Genomic DNA, 16,597 nt, shown 5'->3' on the forward strand with positions numbered 1-16,597 from the left:
GCCCCGTGACACGCTTCTGGCTCGGCGGGTACGGCCCCGCGATGGACGGCTCCGCCGAGGGCATCGGCCTGCTCGCCGGTGACGAGAGCGCGCCGACAGCGCTCGAGTACCGCGGTGCGGTCACCCAGACCTCCTCGCCCTCGTGGCTGGCGCAGCATCCGTCGCTCGATGTCGTCTATGCGGCGCTCGAGGGGGATGCCGGTGTGCAGGCGTTCGGCCGCAGCGGCGAGTCGGCTCTGCGGCCGCTCGGCGAGCCGGTCGCCGCGGGCGACGGCGTGTGCCACGTGACGGTGTCGTCGAGCGGATCGTTCCTCATCGCGAGCTGCTACGGCGACGGGCGAGTCGTGCGCATCGGCATCGACGCGCAGGGACAGCTGGTGCCGGATGCCGTGAACAGGGCCGCCGAGCTGCGCGCGGCACTCCTCGGCGAACCGCTCGAGGAGACGGCGCCGGCCGGTGTGGCCGCCGCGGCATCCGATCCGTACTCCGGAGAACTGACCGCCACCGGCGATGCGCGCTCCTCGCACGCGCACTCCGCGGCCTTCCTCGCGGACGGGCGCATCGCGACGACCGACCTCGGTTTCGACCTCGTGCGCATCTGGCGTCCGATCGCCGGAGGCCTCGTGCTCGATCACGAGGTCGTGCTGCCCCTCGGCACCGGTCCGCGCCACATGGTCGCGCACCCCAGCGGCCACCTGCACGTGGTGACCGAGTACTCGTGCGAGGTGTTCACGCTCGCCGCAGGACGCGACGGCACGTGGGCGGTCGTGTCGTCGGTGCTCGCGAGCCCCGTCGCCGAGATCGGCGTGGACTTCCCCGCCGAGCTCGCCCGCACCCGCGACGCTCAGTTCCTCTACACGGCCCTGCGCGGCAGCAACACGATCGCCGCGCTGCGCGTGCGCGGCGGAGGCGAAGCGCTCGAGGCGATCGCGCTCGCCGACTCGGGGGTCGACTGGCCGCGCCATCACCTCGTGCACGAGGGCAAGCTGCTCGTCGCGGGGCAGCGCTCCGACACCGTCGCACTGATCGACCTCGACGAGCGCACGGGGGCACCGTTCGACATCCGGCACATCGCGCAGGCTCCGGCGCCCACGCACATCCTGCCGGTGCGCTGAGGCGGTCGCAGGCCGCAGCTTGACCTCAACCTTTGTTGAGGTTCTACGGTCGACCCTATGACCATAGACACCGATGCGGTTCCGACCGCGAAGCCCGCCACCGGGATCCTGAGCGGCGCCTACCTCTGGATCACCGTCGGCGCCTGCGCGCTCGTGTTCCTGGGCGCGTTCGAGTCCCTCGCCGTCACCACGGTGATGCCTGCGGTGAGCGCCGACCTCGACGGCGAACGGCTGTACGCCCTCGCGTTCGCGGGGCCCCTGGCCACCGGAGTCATCGGCATGGCCGTGGCGGGCAATTGGGCGGATCGCCGCGGGCCCGTGGCTCCGCTCTACGCCTCGGTGGGCCTGTTCGTGATCGGGCTGATCGTCGCCGGACTCGCGCCGAGTATGGAAGTTCTCGTGGCCGGACGCTTCGCGCAGGGTCTCGGCAACGGCGGGCTGATGGTGGCGCTCTATGTGGTCGTCGCCCGCGTGTACCCGCGTGAACTGCATCCGGCGATCTTCGCGGGCTTCGCGGCGGCCTGGGTCGTTCCCTCGCTGGTCGGGCCCACCGTCGCCGGGGCCGTCACCGAGATCTGGAGCTGGCACTGGGTGTTCCTCGGCGTCGTGTTCCTGGTCATGCCCGCGCTGCTCATGGTCGTCCCTGCTCTCCGAGGGCTCTCGGGCGCAGGCGACGCCACCACGCCGTGGGCATTCGGGCGGCTGGGCTGGTCGGTGCTCGCCGCGGTCGCCGTGCTCGCACTGAATCTCGTCGGCGATCTGCCGGGAGCCGGGCCTGTGCTCGCGGCCGCAGCCGTGGTCGTGGCACTCGTCGCCGTTCGTGCGCTGCTGCCGAAGGGCACTCTGCGGGGGCAGCGGGGTCTGCCGTCGGTGCTGCTCGTGCGCGGTCTCGCCGCCGCGGGGTTCTTCGGTGCTCAGGTCTACATCCCCTACCTGCTGACCGAGCGCTACGAGGTCTCGCCGACCGTCGCCGGGCTCTCGCTCACGGGCGGCGCACTCGCCTGGTCGGCGGCCGCCACCGTGCAGGGACGCATGGGAGCCAGGCTCTCGAGCGTGCTGGCCGTGCGCATCGGAACGGTGCTGGTGGTCGTGGGCGTGATTCTCGCCCTGGTCGCCACCGTGCTCGCTGCACCCGTGGTCGTCATCATCGTCGCGTGGATCGTCGCGGGCGCCGGCATGGGCCTGATGAGTCCGAGGACCAGCGCCCTGACGCTCGAGATGTCGGCGCCCGAGAACCAGGGCTTCAACAGCTCTGCCATGACCGTGGCCGACTCCTTCGGCAGTGCTCTGGCCCTCGCGATCACGGGCGTGCTGTTCACCGGGCTGGCCGCGGCGGGAGACCCGTTCATCGCGGTGTTCGCCTTCGCCGCGATCATCGCGCTCGCCGCGGCGGTGCTCGCCGTGCGCGTCGCGCCCCGGGAGCCGTGAGTCGGCCGTTCACAACTCAGCATGGATGGCGTTGGTCCGGCCGAAACGGGTGGCATCGGGGGTGATTCGGCCGGTTCGTGCTGAATCGTTCACGGCGGCGAGCCATGACCGGAGGACGGGTGACGGGTGCTGGGTTGCGTGGTGGGGTGTGGGAGCGGCGGGCTCGTCCGTGTGCAGGACCGCGGCACGGATGCAGGACGAAAGGGCGGATCTGGTCCTGCGAACGTGCCTCGGTCCTGCAGACGGATCGGATCGGCCCTGCAGACGGATCGGATCTCCCGGTTCGAGCCCCGGATCGAGCCCCGACGAGGCGCGCGGGGAGACCGGCGACGCGCCCGGCGACGCCTCCACGGAACAACCGGCCCGTGACTCGACGTTGCTCTTGAGCAAGACTGGGCGACGGAGAGGTGCATCTCATGACTGCTGAGAAGACAGACGAATACGACCTGATCGTCCTGGGCGGCGGACCGGTGGGCGAGAACGTCGCCGACCGCGCCGTGCAGAACGGCTTGACCGCGATCATCGTGGAGAGCGAGCTGGTCGGCGGTGAGTGCTCGTACTGGGCCTGCATGCCGTCGAAGGCCCTGCTGCGTCCGGCCCAGGCGCTGCGCGCGGCGCAGAAGGTCAAGGGCTCGGCCGAGGCCGTGACGGGACGGCTCGACGTGCGCGCGGTGTTCGACCGTCGCGACTCGTTCACGAGCAACTGGTCTGACGACGGGCAGGTGAAGTGGCTCGACTCGGCCGGCATCGACCTCGCCCGCGGACACGGTCGCCTCACGGGCGAGCGCGAGGTGACGGTGACGGATGCCGATGGCGGCACCCGTGTGCTCCACGCCCGCCACGCGGTCGCGATCAGCACGGGGTCGGATGCCGTGATCCCGCCGATCGAGGGGCTGCAGGAGTCCGCTCCCTGGACCAGCCGCGAGGCGACCAGCGCCGAGGAGCTTCCCGAGTCGCTCGCGGTGATCGGCGGCGGAGTGGTCGCCGTCGAGATGGCGACGGCCTATGCGGCGCTCGGATCGACGGTCACGATCATCGCCCGCAGCGGTCTGCTGGGGTCGATGGAGCCCTTCGCGGGCGAGCGGGTCGCGGCAGGGCTGAAGGAGCTCGGCGTCGACGTGCGCACAGACACCGGCACCACGAGCGTCACGCGCGGCGACGACGGCGTCTCGATCGTGCTCGACGACGGATCGACGGTCACGGCGACCGAGGTGCTCGTGGCCACGGGGCGCTCTCCGCGCAGCGGCGACATCGGCCTCGACGTCGTCGGCCTCGAGGCCGGGCGCTGGATCACCGTCGACGACACACTGCGGGTGCCCGGGTCGGACTGGCTCTATGCGGTCGGCGACGTCAACGGCCGGGTTCTGCTCACGCACCAGGGCAAGTATCAGGCCCGCGCTGCCGGAGACGTGATCGCCGCACGCGCCAAGGGTGAGGATGTCGACGACGCTCCCTGGGGCAAGCACGTGGCGACCGCAGACAGCGCGGGGGCTCCGCAGGTCACCTTCTCGTTCCCCGAGGTCGCGTCCGTCGGTCTGACTGAGGCGGACGCCCGCAAGGCGGGCACCGACGTCGCCGTGATCGACTACGACCTCGGCTCGGTCGCCGGCGCGAGCCTCTACGAAGACGGGTTCGAAGGCCAGGCGCGACTCGTCATCGACAAGGAACGCGATGTCATCGTCGGTGCGACGTTCGTGGGCCCTGAGGTCGCCGAGCTCGTGCAGACGGCCACCGTGGCGATCGTCGGCGAGGTGCCGATCGCCCGGCTCTGGCACGCGGTTCCGGCCTACCCCACCATCAGTGAGATCTGGCTGCGACTGCTCGAGACCTACGGGCGGGACTCGGCATGATCGTGTCGGGCGGATGCGAAGAGCGGATGCCGCGCGGCGCCATCCGCTGCGGCATCCGCTCCGAACAGCCGGTGAGAGACCTGGCGCGATCGGCGCGCCCGGAGCAGGATTGTTTCCCATATTGACGGCCCCGGGCGCAACCCCCGGCCGAATGTCGCACACCTCTTATACGCTCGAACCCACATCCGAGGAGGCAGGACCATGAAGGCTGTACTCGCAGGAACCGTCATCGCCGAAGCGGACGAGAGCGATCTCGCCCGCATCGAGGGCAACTGGTACTTCCCGCCCGCATCGATCACCGAGGGAGCGCTCGTCGAGAGCCCGACCCAGTACACGTGCCCCTGGAAGGGCGATGCGCAGTACTACTCCGTGCAGGCGGGCGGCGAGCTGCACACCGACTACGCATGGTCGTACCCCACTCCGTTCCCCAGTGCCTTCGACCGCGTCGGCAAGGATTTCTCGGGCTTCGTCGCGTTCGACCCCCGGGTCGAAGTCTCCGCATGACCTCTGTATGCCGCAGCCGCGGCGCTGACGCCCGCCTCGTCGATCGACCGACCGGAGAATAATCGTGATCGAGTTCCGCAACGTCACCAAGCAGTTCCCCGACGGCACGACCGCCGTCAAGGACTTCAGCCTGGTGCTGCCGTCACGCAAGACGACGGTGTTCGTCGGATCCTCGGGATGCGGCAAGACCACACTGCTGCGCATGATCAACCGCATGGTCGAGCCGACCTCGGGTGAGGTCGAGATCGACGGCGAGAGCGTGCTCGGCGGCGACCCCGTCGCGCTGCGTCGCCGCATCGGTTACGTCATGCAGAACTCGGGTCTGATGCCGCACTTCACGGTGATCGACAACGTGGCCACCGTGCTGCGTCTCACAGGTGTGAAGAAGGCACCGGCGCACGAGCGCGCGCGGGAGCTGCTGAAGACCGTCGGGCTCGACCAGTCGCTGGCCGAGCGGTATCCGAGCCAGCTCTCGGGCGGTCAGCAGCAGCGCGTCGGTGTGGCCCGTGGCCTCGCAGCGGATCCGAACATCCTCCTGATGGACGAGCCGTTCGGCGCGGTCGACCCGATCGTGCGCGCCGACCTGCAGCAGGAGACCCTTCGGCTGCAGCACGAGCTCGACAAGACCGTGGTGTTCGTCACGCACGACATCGACGAGGCCTTCCTGCTCGGCGATCAGGTCGTGATCCTCGACAAGGGTGCTCGCATCGTCCAGGTGGGCAGCCCGAGCGAGATCATCGAGAACCCGGCAGACGACTTCGTCGCCTCCTTCATCGGAGCCGACCGAGGCCGCCGCGCGCTGCACCTGAAGGAGACGCCCCACGGCACCGTCGTGGTCGACTCCGAGGGTCGCACGCAGGGCGCGATCGTGGCTGAGGCCGAGAAGTCCGACGGTCCGCTCGCAGGCCCGGATGCCGCCGCCCTGGGCGCCGTGCAGAGTGGGCTCACGTGAACTGGGTCGTCGACAACCTCGACCTGATCCTCGAGCTGACTCTGGTGCACCTGCGTCAGAGCATCATCCCGATCGTGCTCGGTTTCGTGCTGTCGCTGCCCCTCGGCTGGGTCGCGTGGAGATTCAAGCTCGTGCGCGGGCCGATCATCGTGCTCACGGGGCTGCTCTATACGATCCCCTCGCTGGCGCTGCTGATCCTGCTGCCGTCGGTCGCGGGATACTCGGCCCGCAGCGAGACCAACCTCATCATCGCGTTGACGATCTACGCCATCGCCATCCTCGTGCGGGGAGTCTCCGACGGCCTCGACTCCGTCGACGACGACATCCGCCAGGCGGCGACGGCCACCGGATTCGGGTCCTTCCGGCGCTTCTGGGCGGTCGAGTTCCCGCTCGCCGGCCCGGTGATCCTGGCGAGTCTGCGGGTCACCGCGGTCAGCACCATCTCGCTCGCGACCGTCGGCATCCTGATCGGCATCACGAACCTCGGCTACCTCTTCACCAACGGCCTCGATCGCCGCATCATCGCCGAGGTGTTCGCCGGCATCATCGCCGTCGTCGTCATCGCCCTGGTGATCGACCTGCTGCTTCTGCTCGCGGGTCGGGCACTCATGCCGTGGACGCGTGCGGCGACGAAGACGAGCACGGCGCGGCCCGTCGTGGTGGGGGCGCCCGCATGAACCTCTTCCTCGAAGCATTCGCGTGGATGCTGGCCCCGGCCCAGTGGACCGGCAACTACGCCCTGCCGAAACTCCTCGGCGAGCACCTGACGCTCACAGCGATCTCGGTGGTCATCGCGGCCGCCATCGCCGTGCCGCTCGGGTGGCTCATCGGTCACACGGGCAAGGGGCGGGAGATCGCTGTGGCCATATCGGGTGCGGCGCGCGCGATCCCGGCCTTCGGCCTCATGATCCTCCTCGTGCTCCTGCTCGGCGTGCTCCGTGTTCCCCAGGCCGCGGTCACGACGTTCGTGCTGCTTGCAATCCCTTCCCTGCTCGCCGGTGCGTACACCGGGCTCGAGGCCATCGACCGACGGGTGATCGACTCGGCGAAGGCCATGGGAATGACGGGCTGGCAGATCTTCTGGAAGGTCGAGGTGCCGCTCGGTCTCCCGCTGCTCGTGGGCGGCATCCGCTCGGCGTTGCTCCAGGTCATCGCGACCGTCACGATCGCCGCATACGTCGGCCTGGGCGGGCTCGGGTACCCGATCATCCAGGGCATCCCTCTGCAGCGCTTCGACCAGGTGCTCGCGGGAGCGATCCTCGTCGCCACGCTGGCGCTGATCGTCGACCTGCTGCTGGCCGCAGCCCAGCACCTGGCGGTCCCGCGTGGGCTGCGCACCGGTGGCCGGCCCTCGCGCCGACGCTCGCGTTCGCTCACGCCGGCCGCCGAGCCCTCCACCACCGAGCCCTCCACCGCCGACCCGTCCGCCGCCGAGTCCGGGACGACGTCGGTCGTGACCCAGCCCGCCACCTCCTGAATCCACAGCACAGCAGTTCCAGCAGTCCCCCAGAGAAGAGGAAGTCCATGTTCACAGCACGAGGCAAGCGCTCTGTCTTCGCCGTCGGCCTTGTCGCCGCGGCCGCACTCGCCCTGTCCGCCTGCGGCTCGAGCGAGTCGCTCGGCGAGCCCGCCGACTCGGGCGAGAGCTCGGGCAGCGGCGACACGATCGTCGTCGGCTCGCAGGCGTACTACTCCAACGAGATCATCGCCGAGATCTACGCCCAGGCGCTCGAGGCAGCCGGCTTCGACGTCGAGAGGCAGCTCAGCATCGGTCAGCGCGACGCGTACATGCCCGACGTCGAGTCCGGCGACATCGACGTCTTCCCCGAGTACACGGGCAGCCTGCTCGAGTACATCTCGGACGACGACATCGACGTCACCAGCCCCGACGACGTCTACGCCGCACTGCAGGACGCCCTGCCCGAGAGCCTCACGGCCCTCGACTTCGCCGAGGCGACCGACCAGGACTCCTACACGGTGCTGAAGAGCTTCGCGGAGGAGAACGGCCTGACCACGATCGGCGACCTCTCGAAGGTGACCTCGCAGGTCACGATCGGTGCGGCTCCCGAGTTCGAGCAGCGGCCCTACAGCCCGGCCGCGGCCAAGGAGGTCTACGGCGTCGACCTGGCGTTCTCGGCCACCGGCCCGACCACGCTCGAGTCGCTGCTCGCCGGCCAGATCCAGGTCGCGGACATCTACACCGCCGACCCGGCTTTCGAGACCGAGGAGATCGTCGCTCTCGAAGACCCCGAGAACCTGATCATCTCGTCGAACGTCGTGCCGATCGTCTCGAGCGACATCGCCGATGACGTCTCCGATGTTCTCAACGCGATCAGCGCGAAGCTCACGGCCGAGGAGCTCGTCTCCCTCAACGTCCTGAGCACGGTCGACCAGCAGTCGTCGGCTGACATCGCGAAGAAGTGGCTCGAGGACAACGACCTCGTCTGACCCCGAGTCGTCTTCACACAGAAGTGCCCGGTCCCTCAGGGGGCTGGGCACTTCTGCGTGTGCGGGGCGGTGAGGCCGCGGTTTCTGCGCGAGACCCCTGCGCGGGACGGAGGCCACATGCGCGGTTCGCGGTGTCGCGGTCTGAGGCGGTGTGCGCGCGCGGAGCTGGGCGCTAGATCCGGGCGTCCTGCCGTGGGATCAGCACCTGTTTGATGATGATGAGGATGGATGCCGCGACCGGCACCGCCACGAGCGCTCCGAGCAGACCCAGCAGCGTGCCGCCCGCGAGTGCGCCGATCACCACGAGCGCGCCGGGCACCGAGACGGCGCGGTTCATGACGCGCGGGGTGATCACGTACGCCTCGATCTGCATGTAGACGAGGTAGATGAGAGCGAAGACCAGCGCTGCGATCGGATTGGTGAACAGGGCGAGACCCGTGCCGATGATCCAGAAGATCACGGATCCGACGAGCGGGATCAGGGTGATGCAGAACGCGACGGTCGCCATGAGCGGCGGGAACGGCAGTCCGAGGAACAGATACAGCAGGAATGCGAGCACGGCGTTGCAGAACGCGAGCACGACCATCCCCATGACGTAGGCGCCGACAGAGTCGGTGATCTGTTCGGTGATGTCGCTGGCGCGAGCACGGTCACGGGCGGGAGCGAGTCGGAGCATTCCCGTCTTGATCGCGGGCAGTGTCGCGACGAAGTAGAGCGTGAGCACCAGGACGACGATGATGCCCGAGATGGCGTTGGCGATCGAGGCGCCGACCTTCAGGGCTCCGCCGCCGATCGCAGCGATGTTGCCGGGATTGGTGAGGAACGACTGCACGTCGGCGACGAGATCCTGGAACTGATCGCCGAACTGCTCATCGAGTGCCGCATAGATGTCGCTGCGGGTGAACTCCTGGATCATCCCCGGCACGGATCCGACGAAGCTCGCAATCTGGTCGATCACGACCGGCAGCACCATCCACACGACGAGGCCGGCCACGACGATGAGCCCGAGGATCGCGACGACCACCGAGATCGCCCGCGACAGCCCCCGTCGCTCGAGGAACCGCACGGTGGGGTCGAGTCCGAGCGCGGCGAACATGGCGAGTGCGATGTAGATGAGCACGGTCGACAGGTTCGCGACTGCCAGGCCGAGCACGATGGCACCGAGGGCGCCGAGCGTCACCAGGAACCCGAACACGAAGGGGCGGTCGATGCGCGTCCAGAACGACCGGCTCGGCGTCATCGGCTCGACGACCCCGTGACGAGGAGCGGGCGATGTCGTCGGATCGTGCGGGGTGGTGGCGGCGACGGCGGCGGCCCCTGACGCGGCTGAGCTCGCGGACGCAGAGGCGCCGGCGGATGCGTCGGTCGTCGAGGCCTCGCGCGCGGACGCCCGCGCGGAGTCCGCGGACGGGTCGGATGCGGCAGCGGACCCCTTCGAGGACGGTTCGTGCTCTTCTCGGCTCATGTGCTCACGATAGCGTCCGATCGGTGCCAGACCCGGCAGCATCCGCACGGTCACGAAGGGTCGTCCAGCCCCGTGTTTCCGTAGAGTAGGGGGCATGACCGCCGCCGAAGACCCCCGGGCTGAACTCCTCCGACTGCGCTCGAGCATCGACAACATCGATGCCGCACTCATCTTCATGCTCGCCGAGCGCTTCCGCGCCACGCAGCAGGTCGGGCAGCTCAAAGCCGAGCACGAGATGCCGGCATCGGATCCGGGGCGCGAGGAGCAGCAGGTCGCCCGTCTCAAGGCACTGGCCGAGGACGCGCATCTCGACCCGGAGTTCGCCGAGAAGTGGTTCAACTTCGTGGTGGCCGAAGTCATCCGCCATCACACCGAAGCCGCCGAGGGGCGATGATCCGGCCTTCCGGGCGAGTGACAGTGTGTGCAGCACTCACCCGCCCGGGGACCGAACTAAGTTTATTGAATAAACTATGACCGAGGGTACGCAGAACCACCAGGTCTGTCAACCAATTCCGACAACAGGACCGGCACCATGCTGAACGGCGACGACGCACTGGACACGCAGGCGTCGGTTCGCCGAGCGAATCTGCGTCGTGCGCTGCAGCTCGTGTTCCGCAACCCCGGCTCGGAGACGAGGGCAGGGATCGCCCGCGCCACCGGACTCACCGCCGCAACCGCCTCGTCTCTGGTGGCGGAGCTCATCGATCTGCAGCTGATCGTCGACGGCGAGCAGGCCGCCAGCACGGGCGGCAAGCGGGCGACGACCCTGAGCATCGCAGCCGAGCATCACGTCATCCTCGTTCTGGTGATCAGGCCGACCGATGCGCGCATCGCGCTGGTCGCGCTCGACGGCACCGAGGTCGAGACGCGCAGAGTCGCGTTCTCTGAAGAGTCGCGTGACCGGATGCTGGACGACGCCGTATCCGACGTCGCGGCCGAGTACTCCGGTCGGCTGCTCGTGGCGGGAGTGCAGCTGCCTGGCACGACCGACGGACGGCGCGTGTTCGAGAGCGTGCAGCTGGGATGGACGGATGTGCCGCTCGCCGAGCGCTTCGAAGCAGTGCTCGGGATTCCCGTGCTGCTCGTCAACGACGTGGATGCCGAGGCGATCGCCGAAGCCGCCAGGGAGGACGAGTCGTCGGGGTATCGACTGTTCATCCACATCGGCACCGGTATCGGTGCGGCGGTGACTCTCGACGGAGAGCTCGCTCCCGGTCCTCGCGACCGTGCGGGCGAGATCGGGCACGTCCAGGTGGAGTTCGGCGGAGAGGCGCGGACGTGCCGATGCGGACGGCAGGGGTGCCTGGAGTCGGCGTCGTCGATGACGGCGATGCTCGGTGATGACTTCGATGACGCCATGGACGACGAGGCCATCGCGGCGCTCGCCGCGGCCGCCGACGACGAGCGCCTGGCTGAAGGAGCACGGGCGCTCGCCCGCACCATCAAGCTCATCGCCGCGGTGCTCGATGCGGCCGAGGTCGTGATCGGCGGGCCCGCACGAGCGTTGGGCGACCGGTTCCTGCCACTCGTGCAGGCGGAAGTCGACTACACGGCGACCGGCACCACGAACGTGCCGGTGCGATACGCCGACTCGGACGCGTCGATCTCGACGGGTGTCGCACAGGTGGCACTCTCGAGCGCTTTGGGCGTGCGCTGGAGTCCGGCGCAGCTGCGCGCAGCATCCGCTGTTCGCGACTGAACCTCAGCGCTCTCTCCTGCGGCCGCTGCGGACGCGATGCCCGCTCAGCGCGGCGAAGCGATCCCGACCAGTGCGGCCACCAGCCCGGCCATCACCAGGATCGCGATCGCGAGGTAGTGGACGATCTTGCCGATGACGAGCATCGGGAGGTCCGGTCCGTCGTACGACGCCGGGTTGAAGAGCGAGCCGCGCGCGCGGAAGCTCCAGCGCATGCCGAACCCGATGCGCCGCAGCGCGTGCGATGGTGCAGCGAAGCTCTGTCCGCGCTGCTCGCGAGGCGCCTTCCACGCTGCCTGCGCCGCGTACCAGGCGATCACGAAGAAGGGCATCGCGAGGGACACCGCCCAGGCGATGAGAGCGACGCCGATCAGGGTGCCCATCCCGGGGTCGAGCGATCGGATGAAGAACAGCCCGAGCGCTGCGAGTCCGACCGCTGCCGGAACGAGCACCACGCCCCACCCCCACCCCGGGTGCGCGTCGCCTGACGGTCGTCGATCAACTCGTCCAGCATCCTGCCATGTCATGTTGCCCCCTGCGTCACCACACTAGACGGCGCTCCTCCGCTCCGAGCACCTGACGAGCGGACCAGCGCCCCCGCCGTTCACAATTCAGCATGAACGGTGTCGATACGCCGGTTTGCGACCGAGGTCGCGCGGATCCATCGATCTCATGCTGAATTGTGAACGCGGGCTGGTACACCCAGCCCGCGTGCCGAGATTTCGTCTGGCGTCCGGGTGATCGCGGGCTGGTTCTACTTGACGCTGCCGGCGGTGAGGCCGCCGACGAGGCGCTTCTCGATGAGCATGAACAGGATGACGACCGGCAGGATCGCGACGATCGAGACGCCGAACACGTACTGCCAGCTGGTCTCGTACTGACCGACGAACTTGGTGAGCGCGACGGACAGCGGCTGGTTCTTGTCGGTCGAGAGGATCACGAGGGATGCCGCGAACTCGTTCCAGCAGGCGACGAACGTGAAGACGATCGCGGTCACGATTCCGGGCCAGACCAGCGGCAGGTTGATCTTGAACAGCACGGTGAAGCGTCCGGCGCCGTCGATCTGAGCGGCCTCGTCGATCTCCTTCGGGATGCCGGCGAAGAACGAGTGCATGATCCACACCGCGAACGACAGGTTGAACGCGGCGTTGATGAAGATCATCGCGGCCCACGTGTCGCCGAGTCCGAGCACCGTGAACTGGCGGAACAGGCCGGAGGTGAGCACGGCCGGCTGCAGCATCTGCGTCACGATCACCAGGAACAGGAAGACCATACGCCCGGGGAACTTGAACCGTGCCGTGTAGTACGCGGCCGGCAGTGACACCAGGAGCACCAGCAGCGTCGCGAAGACGGCGATGATGATCGTCGAGATCAGGTTGTATGGCAGCGGCGTCTCGGGGGTCGACCACATCGAGATGTAGTTCTCCCAGTGCCACTCGATCGGCAGGTACGTCGGATCGACCGAGCGGATCTGCGACTTCGTCTTGACCGAGCCGAAGAACATGATCAGGTACGGCAGCACGAAGATCGCGAGCACCAGGATGCCGGCGGCCATGCGCAGGATGACGCGAGGCAGCGTGACCTGGTCTTCGGTGTACCGGCGCTTGCGCCCGGGGATGCGGGGTGCGGCGTCGTCGCCTGCGGTCGTGACGAGGGCGGTCTCGGTCAGAGTCATGATCAGACCTCCTTCATGGGCTTGACGGCCTTGACGTAGATCGCGACGATCACGATCACGATGAGGAAGGCGACGACCGACAGCGCGCTGGCGACGTCGACCTTCTTCTGCAGCTCGATGTACTTGAAGATCATCGTCATGATCGTGTCTGCCCCGTAGCCCGGGATCGACCCGGTCATCACCTTGAGGATCGGCAGCGAGTTGAACACGTTGATGATGTTGATGAGGATCGCGACCGCGAGTGCGCTGCGCAGCTGCGGGACGACGACCGTCCAGTAGGTGCGCGTGGGACCGGCGCCGTCCATCTTCGCGGCCTCGAGGGTGTCGGCCGGAACCGTCTGGAGTCCGGCGAGGATCGTGTAGGTCGTGAACGGCAGGGACACGAAGATCGCGATCACGATCGACCACGCGAACGCGGTGGCCGGGTTCTTGGTCCAGCCGTAGCCGACCGCGTCGTCAGACAGCCCGATGTCGTAGAGGAACTTGTTGAAGACCCCGAAGTACGGCTCGAGGCTGTAGTAGAACACCATCGTCGTCATCACGACGGATGCCGCCCACGGCACGATGACGGCCATGCGCACGATCTGCCGACCGGGGAAGGCCTTGTTGAGGATCTGGGCGAGTCCGAGCGAGATCATCACCGTGAAGGTCACGACCGCCACGACCCAGATGATGGTGCGGAAGATGATCGGCCAGAACTCCGCGAACGTGAACACCGTCACGAAGTTGTCGAAGCCGACCGAGCCCTTGTCGAGGCCCGACAGCGAGATGTCACGGGTGGAGTTGAAGAACATCACCCCGGCGGGGAACAGCACCACGCCGAAGATGAGCAGCAGGGCTGGGGTGATCCACGGCAGCGCCTGGAGCAGGTCCTTGCCGCCCGGCCGGCCGCGGGTCGCGCCCGTGCGGCGTCCCGGGGTGCGGGGGCGGCCGGTGGCCGCCCCCGCGAGGTTCGAGGATTCTTTCGTCTGGCTCATGGGAATTCCCGAACCTCTCCGTCGCTTGATGTGGGCAGGGTCAGCGGGACTCAGCCCGCGTCGACCTGCGCCTGGATCTCGGCCAGGACGTCCTGGGCCGGCTTCGACTGCAGCTGGCCGAACAGCGCCTTGAAGGCTCCGTCGGTCGCCGACCACTTCGGGTTCGTCGACGGGTAGAACTGCGCGTCGGGCAGCACGTCGAGGAAGGGCTTGAGCGCCTCCTCGCCGGAGAGCTGCTCGGCACCCGACTTGGTGACGGGCAGGAAGCCCTCGGCCTGCACCCACGGCACGTACACATCGGCCGAGTAGTAGTAGTCGAAGAAGGCGGTGATCGCCTCCTGCTTGTCGCCGTCGTTCTGGAACGCCATCAGCTGGTCCATGACGCCGAGCGTGAACGGCGAGCCGTCTTCGGTCGGGATCGGGACGATCGAGTAGTCGAGCTCGGGGTTGCCCTCTTCGATCTGGCCCACTGTCGGGGGCAGGCCGACCTGCATGCCGATCTTGCCCTGGATGAAGATGTCCATCAGGGGCGAGCGCTGGGTCGAACCGGGGTCTGCCTGAGTGGCGCCCGCGTCGATCATCTTCTTGATCTGCTCGGCACCTGCGAGGTTCTCGGGGGTGTCGATCGTGATCTCAGAGGCATCGCCGAACGATCCGCCGCCGCCCCACAGCCACACGGCCGCTTCGGCCTGGGCCTCTTCGGAACCGAGCGGCATGCCGTAACCGGCCACGCCGCCGCCGAGTGCCGACACCTTGGTCGCGGCATCGAGCAGCTCGTCCCAGGTGGTCGGAGCCTCGACGCCCGCCTGCTCGAGCAGCGCGTTGTTGACGAACAGGGCGCGGGCCGATGCGATCAGCGGCAGGGCGTAGGCGGTGCCGTCGACCTCGGCGTTCGCGAGGAACGCGTCCTGGAAGTCGGAGTAGGTCTCCTCCGAGACCACGTCCTCGACCGGATAGAGCAGCTCGTCGCCGACGAATCCGGCGAAGGGTCCGCCGTTGTAGATGTCGGGCGCCTCGCCGGCCTGGATCTTGGTGGAGACGACCTTCTCGAGGTTGTCCCACGACTGCACCTCGAGGTCGACCTTGATGTCGGGGTTCTCCTTCTCGAACCCGTCGATCACGTCTTCCCACAGACCCTTGGTGGCGTCGGAGTAGCTGGGCACCAGAAGGTTGAGCGTCGTCTCGCCCTCGGCGTCTCCGCCGCCTCCTGTCGAGCCGCCGAACCCGCACGAAGCGAGCGTGAGCGTGGCGGTCGCCGCCAGGGCGACGGCACCGAATCGCAGTGACTTCTTCATGTGTATTGCATTCCTCACTGTGTAGGTGGTGCACAGTCGCAAGCACAACTCACGCGACGGTGCGTGTGATCGCCTTCGCCGGTGGCTGGGCGATCGGTTCAAGCCGGGTCGGCTCGAGGAACCCTCCGTGGACCGGATCTGCGGAGGGGCGGTGGAACTTGTTCGATTATTTGTCAGGAGAATAAACAAATCAAGAGGAACCTTGCAGGATTTCCTCGTGTCGAAATACTATGATCGAATCAGCACTTAAACGATCACAAACTTGCAACATCTGGTCCGGAGGGCCCGACATGACCGAACTTCTGCCCGGCGCACACATGCGCGAAGAACTGAACTCGCAGCCCGAGACGTGGGCCCGCGCGGTCGAACTCCGCGACATGCAGGCGCTGCTGCCGGCATCCGGAGCTCGCATCGCGGTCGTCGGCTGCGGAACGTCGTGGTTCATGGCGCAGTCCTATGCGTTCCTGCGCGAGACCGCAGGGCAGGGCGAGACCGACGCGTTCGCGGCCTCCGAGTCGTTCGTCGACCGCGGCTACGACGCCGTCGTCGCGCTGACGCGCTCGGGCACGACGACCGAGGTGCTCGAACTGGTCGAGCGCATCAAGGGCCGAGTGCCCACGATCGGCGTGATCGGCGACGAGACCTCGCCGCTCGTCTCGCTGGTGGACGAAGCGGTGCTGCTTCCGTTCGCCGATGAGAAGTCGGTCGTGCAGACGCGCTTCGCGACCACCGCTCTGGCGCTGTTCCGCGCCTCACTCGGTGAAGACCTCACGGGTGCGATCGACGATGCCGCCGCCGTGCTCGCAGCAGAGGACGACGACGAGCTGCGCGATGCCGAGCAGTACTCGTTCCTCGGCCGTGGCTGGACCGTCGGTCTCGCACACGAGGCCGCTCTGAAGATGCGCGAGTCATCGCAGTCGTGGACCGAGTCCTACCCGTCGATGGAGTACCGCCACGGTCCGATCGCGATCGCCGCACCCGGCCGCGTGACCTGGCAGTTCGGCGAGGCGCCCGAGGGTCTGGCCGCGCAGGTCGAGGCCACGGGGGCGCGTTTCGTGCAGCATCCGATCGACCCGCTCGCCGACCTCGTGCGCCTGCACCGCGTCGCCCTCGACCGCGCGGTCGCCAAGGGTCTCGACCCCGACCAGCCTCGCAACCTCACGCGATCCGTCATCCTGGATGCATGACCCGA

General features: G+C 68.1%; 16 protein-coding genes. 11 read left to right on the forward strand and 5 right to left on the reverse strand.

The window, feature by feature from the left end; translation table 11 throughout:
• The first annotated feature begins 5 nt into the window (after positions 1-5).
• From AC04ME_RS01735 to AC04ME_RS01770, 8 genes are all read left to right on the forward strand, one after another.
• Positions 6-1,115: a lactonase family protein gene (locus AC04ME_RS01735; RefSeq protein ID WP_475433247.1), complete on the forward strand. Its 1,110-nt coding sequence runs from the start codon at positions 6-8 to the stop codon at positions 1,113-1,115.
• Positions 1,116-1,172: 57 nt separating this feature from the next.
• Complete coding sequence (locus tag AC04ME_RS01740) at positions 1,173-2,543, forward strand: MFS transporter (protein ID WP_475433249.1); 1,371 nt, start codon at positions 1,173-1,175, stop codon at positions 2,541-2,543.
• 416 nt (positions 2,544-2,959) lie between these two features.
• Positions 2,960-4,393: a dihydrolipoyl dehydrogenase family protein gene (locus AC04ME_RS01745; RefSeq protein WP_309692727.1), complete on the forward strand. Its 1,434-nt coding sequence runs from the start codon at positions 2,960-2,962 to the stop codon at positions 4,391-4,393.
• A gap of 201 nt (positions 4,394-4,594) precedes the next feature.
• Positions 4,595-4,897: a DUF427 domain-containing protein gene (locus AC04ME_RS01750; RefSeq protein WP_042540391.1), complete on the forward strand. Its 303-nt coding sequence runs from the start codon at positions 4,595-4,597 to the stop codon at positions 4,895-4,897.
• A gap of 64 nt (positions 4,898-4,961) precedes the next feature.
• Positions 4,962-5,849 carry an ABC transporter ATP-binding protein gene (locus tag AC04ME_RS01755; RefSeq protein ID WP_082041094.1) on the forward strand — a complete coding sequence of 296 codons (888 nt, stop codon included), beginning with the start codon at positions 4,962-4,964 and terminating at the stop codon, positions 5,847-5,849.
• Positions 5,846-6,526, forward strand: coding sequence for an ABC transporter permease (locus AC04ME_RS01760; RefSeq protein WP_042540393.1), 681 nt, complete (start codon positions 5,846-5,848; stop codon positions 6,524-6,526). The genes AC04ME_RS01755 and AC04ME_RS01760 overlap by 4 nt, the downstream gene beginning before the upstream one ends.
• Positions 6,523-7,326 carry an ABC transporter permease gene (locus tag AC04ME_RS01765; protein ID WP_475433252.1) on the forward strand — a complete coding sequence of 268 codons (804 nt, stop codon included), beginning with the start codon at positions 6,523-6,525 and terminating at the stop codon, positions 7,324-7,326. The genes AC04ME_RS01760 and AC04ME_RS01765 overlap by 4 nt, the downstream gene beginning before the upstream one ends.
• Before the next feature lie 47 nt (positions 7,327-7,373).
• Positions 7,374-8,297, forward strand: coding sequence for an ABC transporter substrate-binding protein (locus AC04ME_RS01770; protein ID WP_475433254.1), 924 nt, complete (start codon positions 7,374-7,376; stop codon positions 8,295-8,297).
• A gap of 172 nt (positions 8,298-8,469) precedes the next feature.
• Here AC04ME_RS01770 and AC04ME_RS01775 read toward each other — a convergent pair whose 3' ends face one another.
• Entirely contained in the window at positions 8,470-9,762 is a 1,293-nt protein-coding gene (locus AC04ME_RS01775) for an AI-2E family transporter (RefSeq protein ID WP_475433255.1), read from the reverse strand.
• Positions 9,763-9,856: 94 nt separating this feature from the next.
• Between AC04ME_RS01775 and AC04ME_RS01780 the strand changes: the two genes are divergently transcribed.
• Entirely contained in the window at positions 9,857-10,156 is a 300-nt protein-coding gene (locus AC04ME_RS01780; RefSeq protein WP_042541193.1) for a chorismate mutase, read from the forward strand.
• Between the two features lie 138 nt (positions 10,157-10,294).
• Entirely contained in the window at positions 10,295-11,461 is a 1,167-nt protein-coding gene (locus AC04ME_RS01785) for an ROK family protein (protein WP_475433257.1), read from the forward strand.
• Between the two features lie 44 nt (positions 11,462-11,505).
• Here the strand turns inward: AC04ME_RS01785 and AC04ME_RS01790 are convergent, their stop codons facing one another.
• From AC04ME_RS01790 to AC04ME_RS01805, 4 genes are all read right to left on the reverse strand, one after another.
• Positions 11,506-11,985, reverse strand: coding sequence for a hypothetical protein (locus AC04ME_RS01790; RefSeq protein ID WP_475433259.1), 480 nt, complete (start codon positions 11,983-11,985; stop codon positions 11,506-11,508).
• Positions 11,986-12,212: 227 nt separating this feature from the next.
• Positions 12,213-13,133, reverse strand: a complete 921-nt coding sequence (locus AC04ME_RS01795; protein WP_194285985.1) for a carbohydrate ABC transporter permease — start codon at positions 13,131-13,133, stop codon at positions 12,213-12,215.
• Between the two features lie 2 nt (positions 13,134-13,135).
• Positions 13,136-14,110, reverse strand: coding sequence for a carbohydrate ABC transporter permease (locus tag AC04ME_RS01800; RefSeq protein ID WP_475433261.1), 975 nt, complete (start codon positions 14,108-14,110; stop codon positions 13,136-13,138).
• 50 nt (positions 14,111-14,160) lie between these two features.
• On the reverse strand, positions 14,161-15,405 hold the full coding sequence (locus AC04ME_RS01805) for an extracellular solute-binding protein (protein ID WP_475433263.1): 1,245 nt from the start codon (positions 15,403-15,405) through the stop codon (positions 14,161-14,163).
• A gap of 290 nt (positions 15,406-15,695) precedes the next feature.
• On the opposite strand from AC04ME_RS01805, the gene AC04ME_RS01810 reads away from it, so the two are divergent.
• The gene (locus tag AC04ME_RS01810) at positions 15,696-16,592 is read left to right on the forward strand and encodes an SIS domain-containing protein (RefSeq protein WP_042541202.1); all 897 of its coding nucleotides are present in this window, start codon (positions 15,696-15,698) and stop codon (positions 16,590-16,592) included.
• The last annotated feature ends 5 nt before the right edge of the window (positions 16,593-16,597 follow it).

It is taken from the genome of Microbacterium sp. LjRoot205 (genome assembly GCF_056175745.1).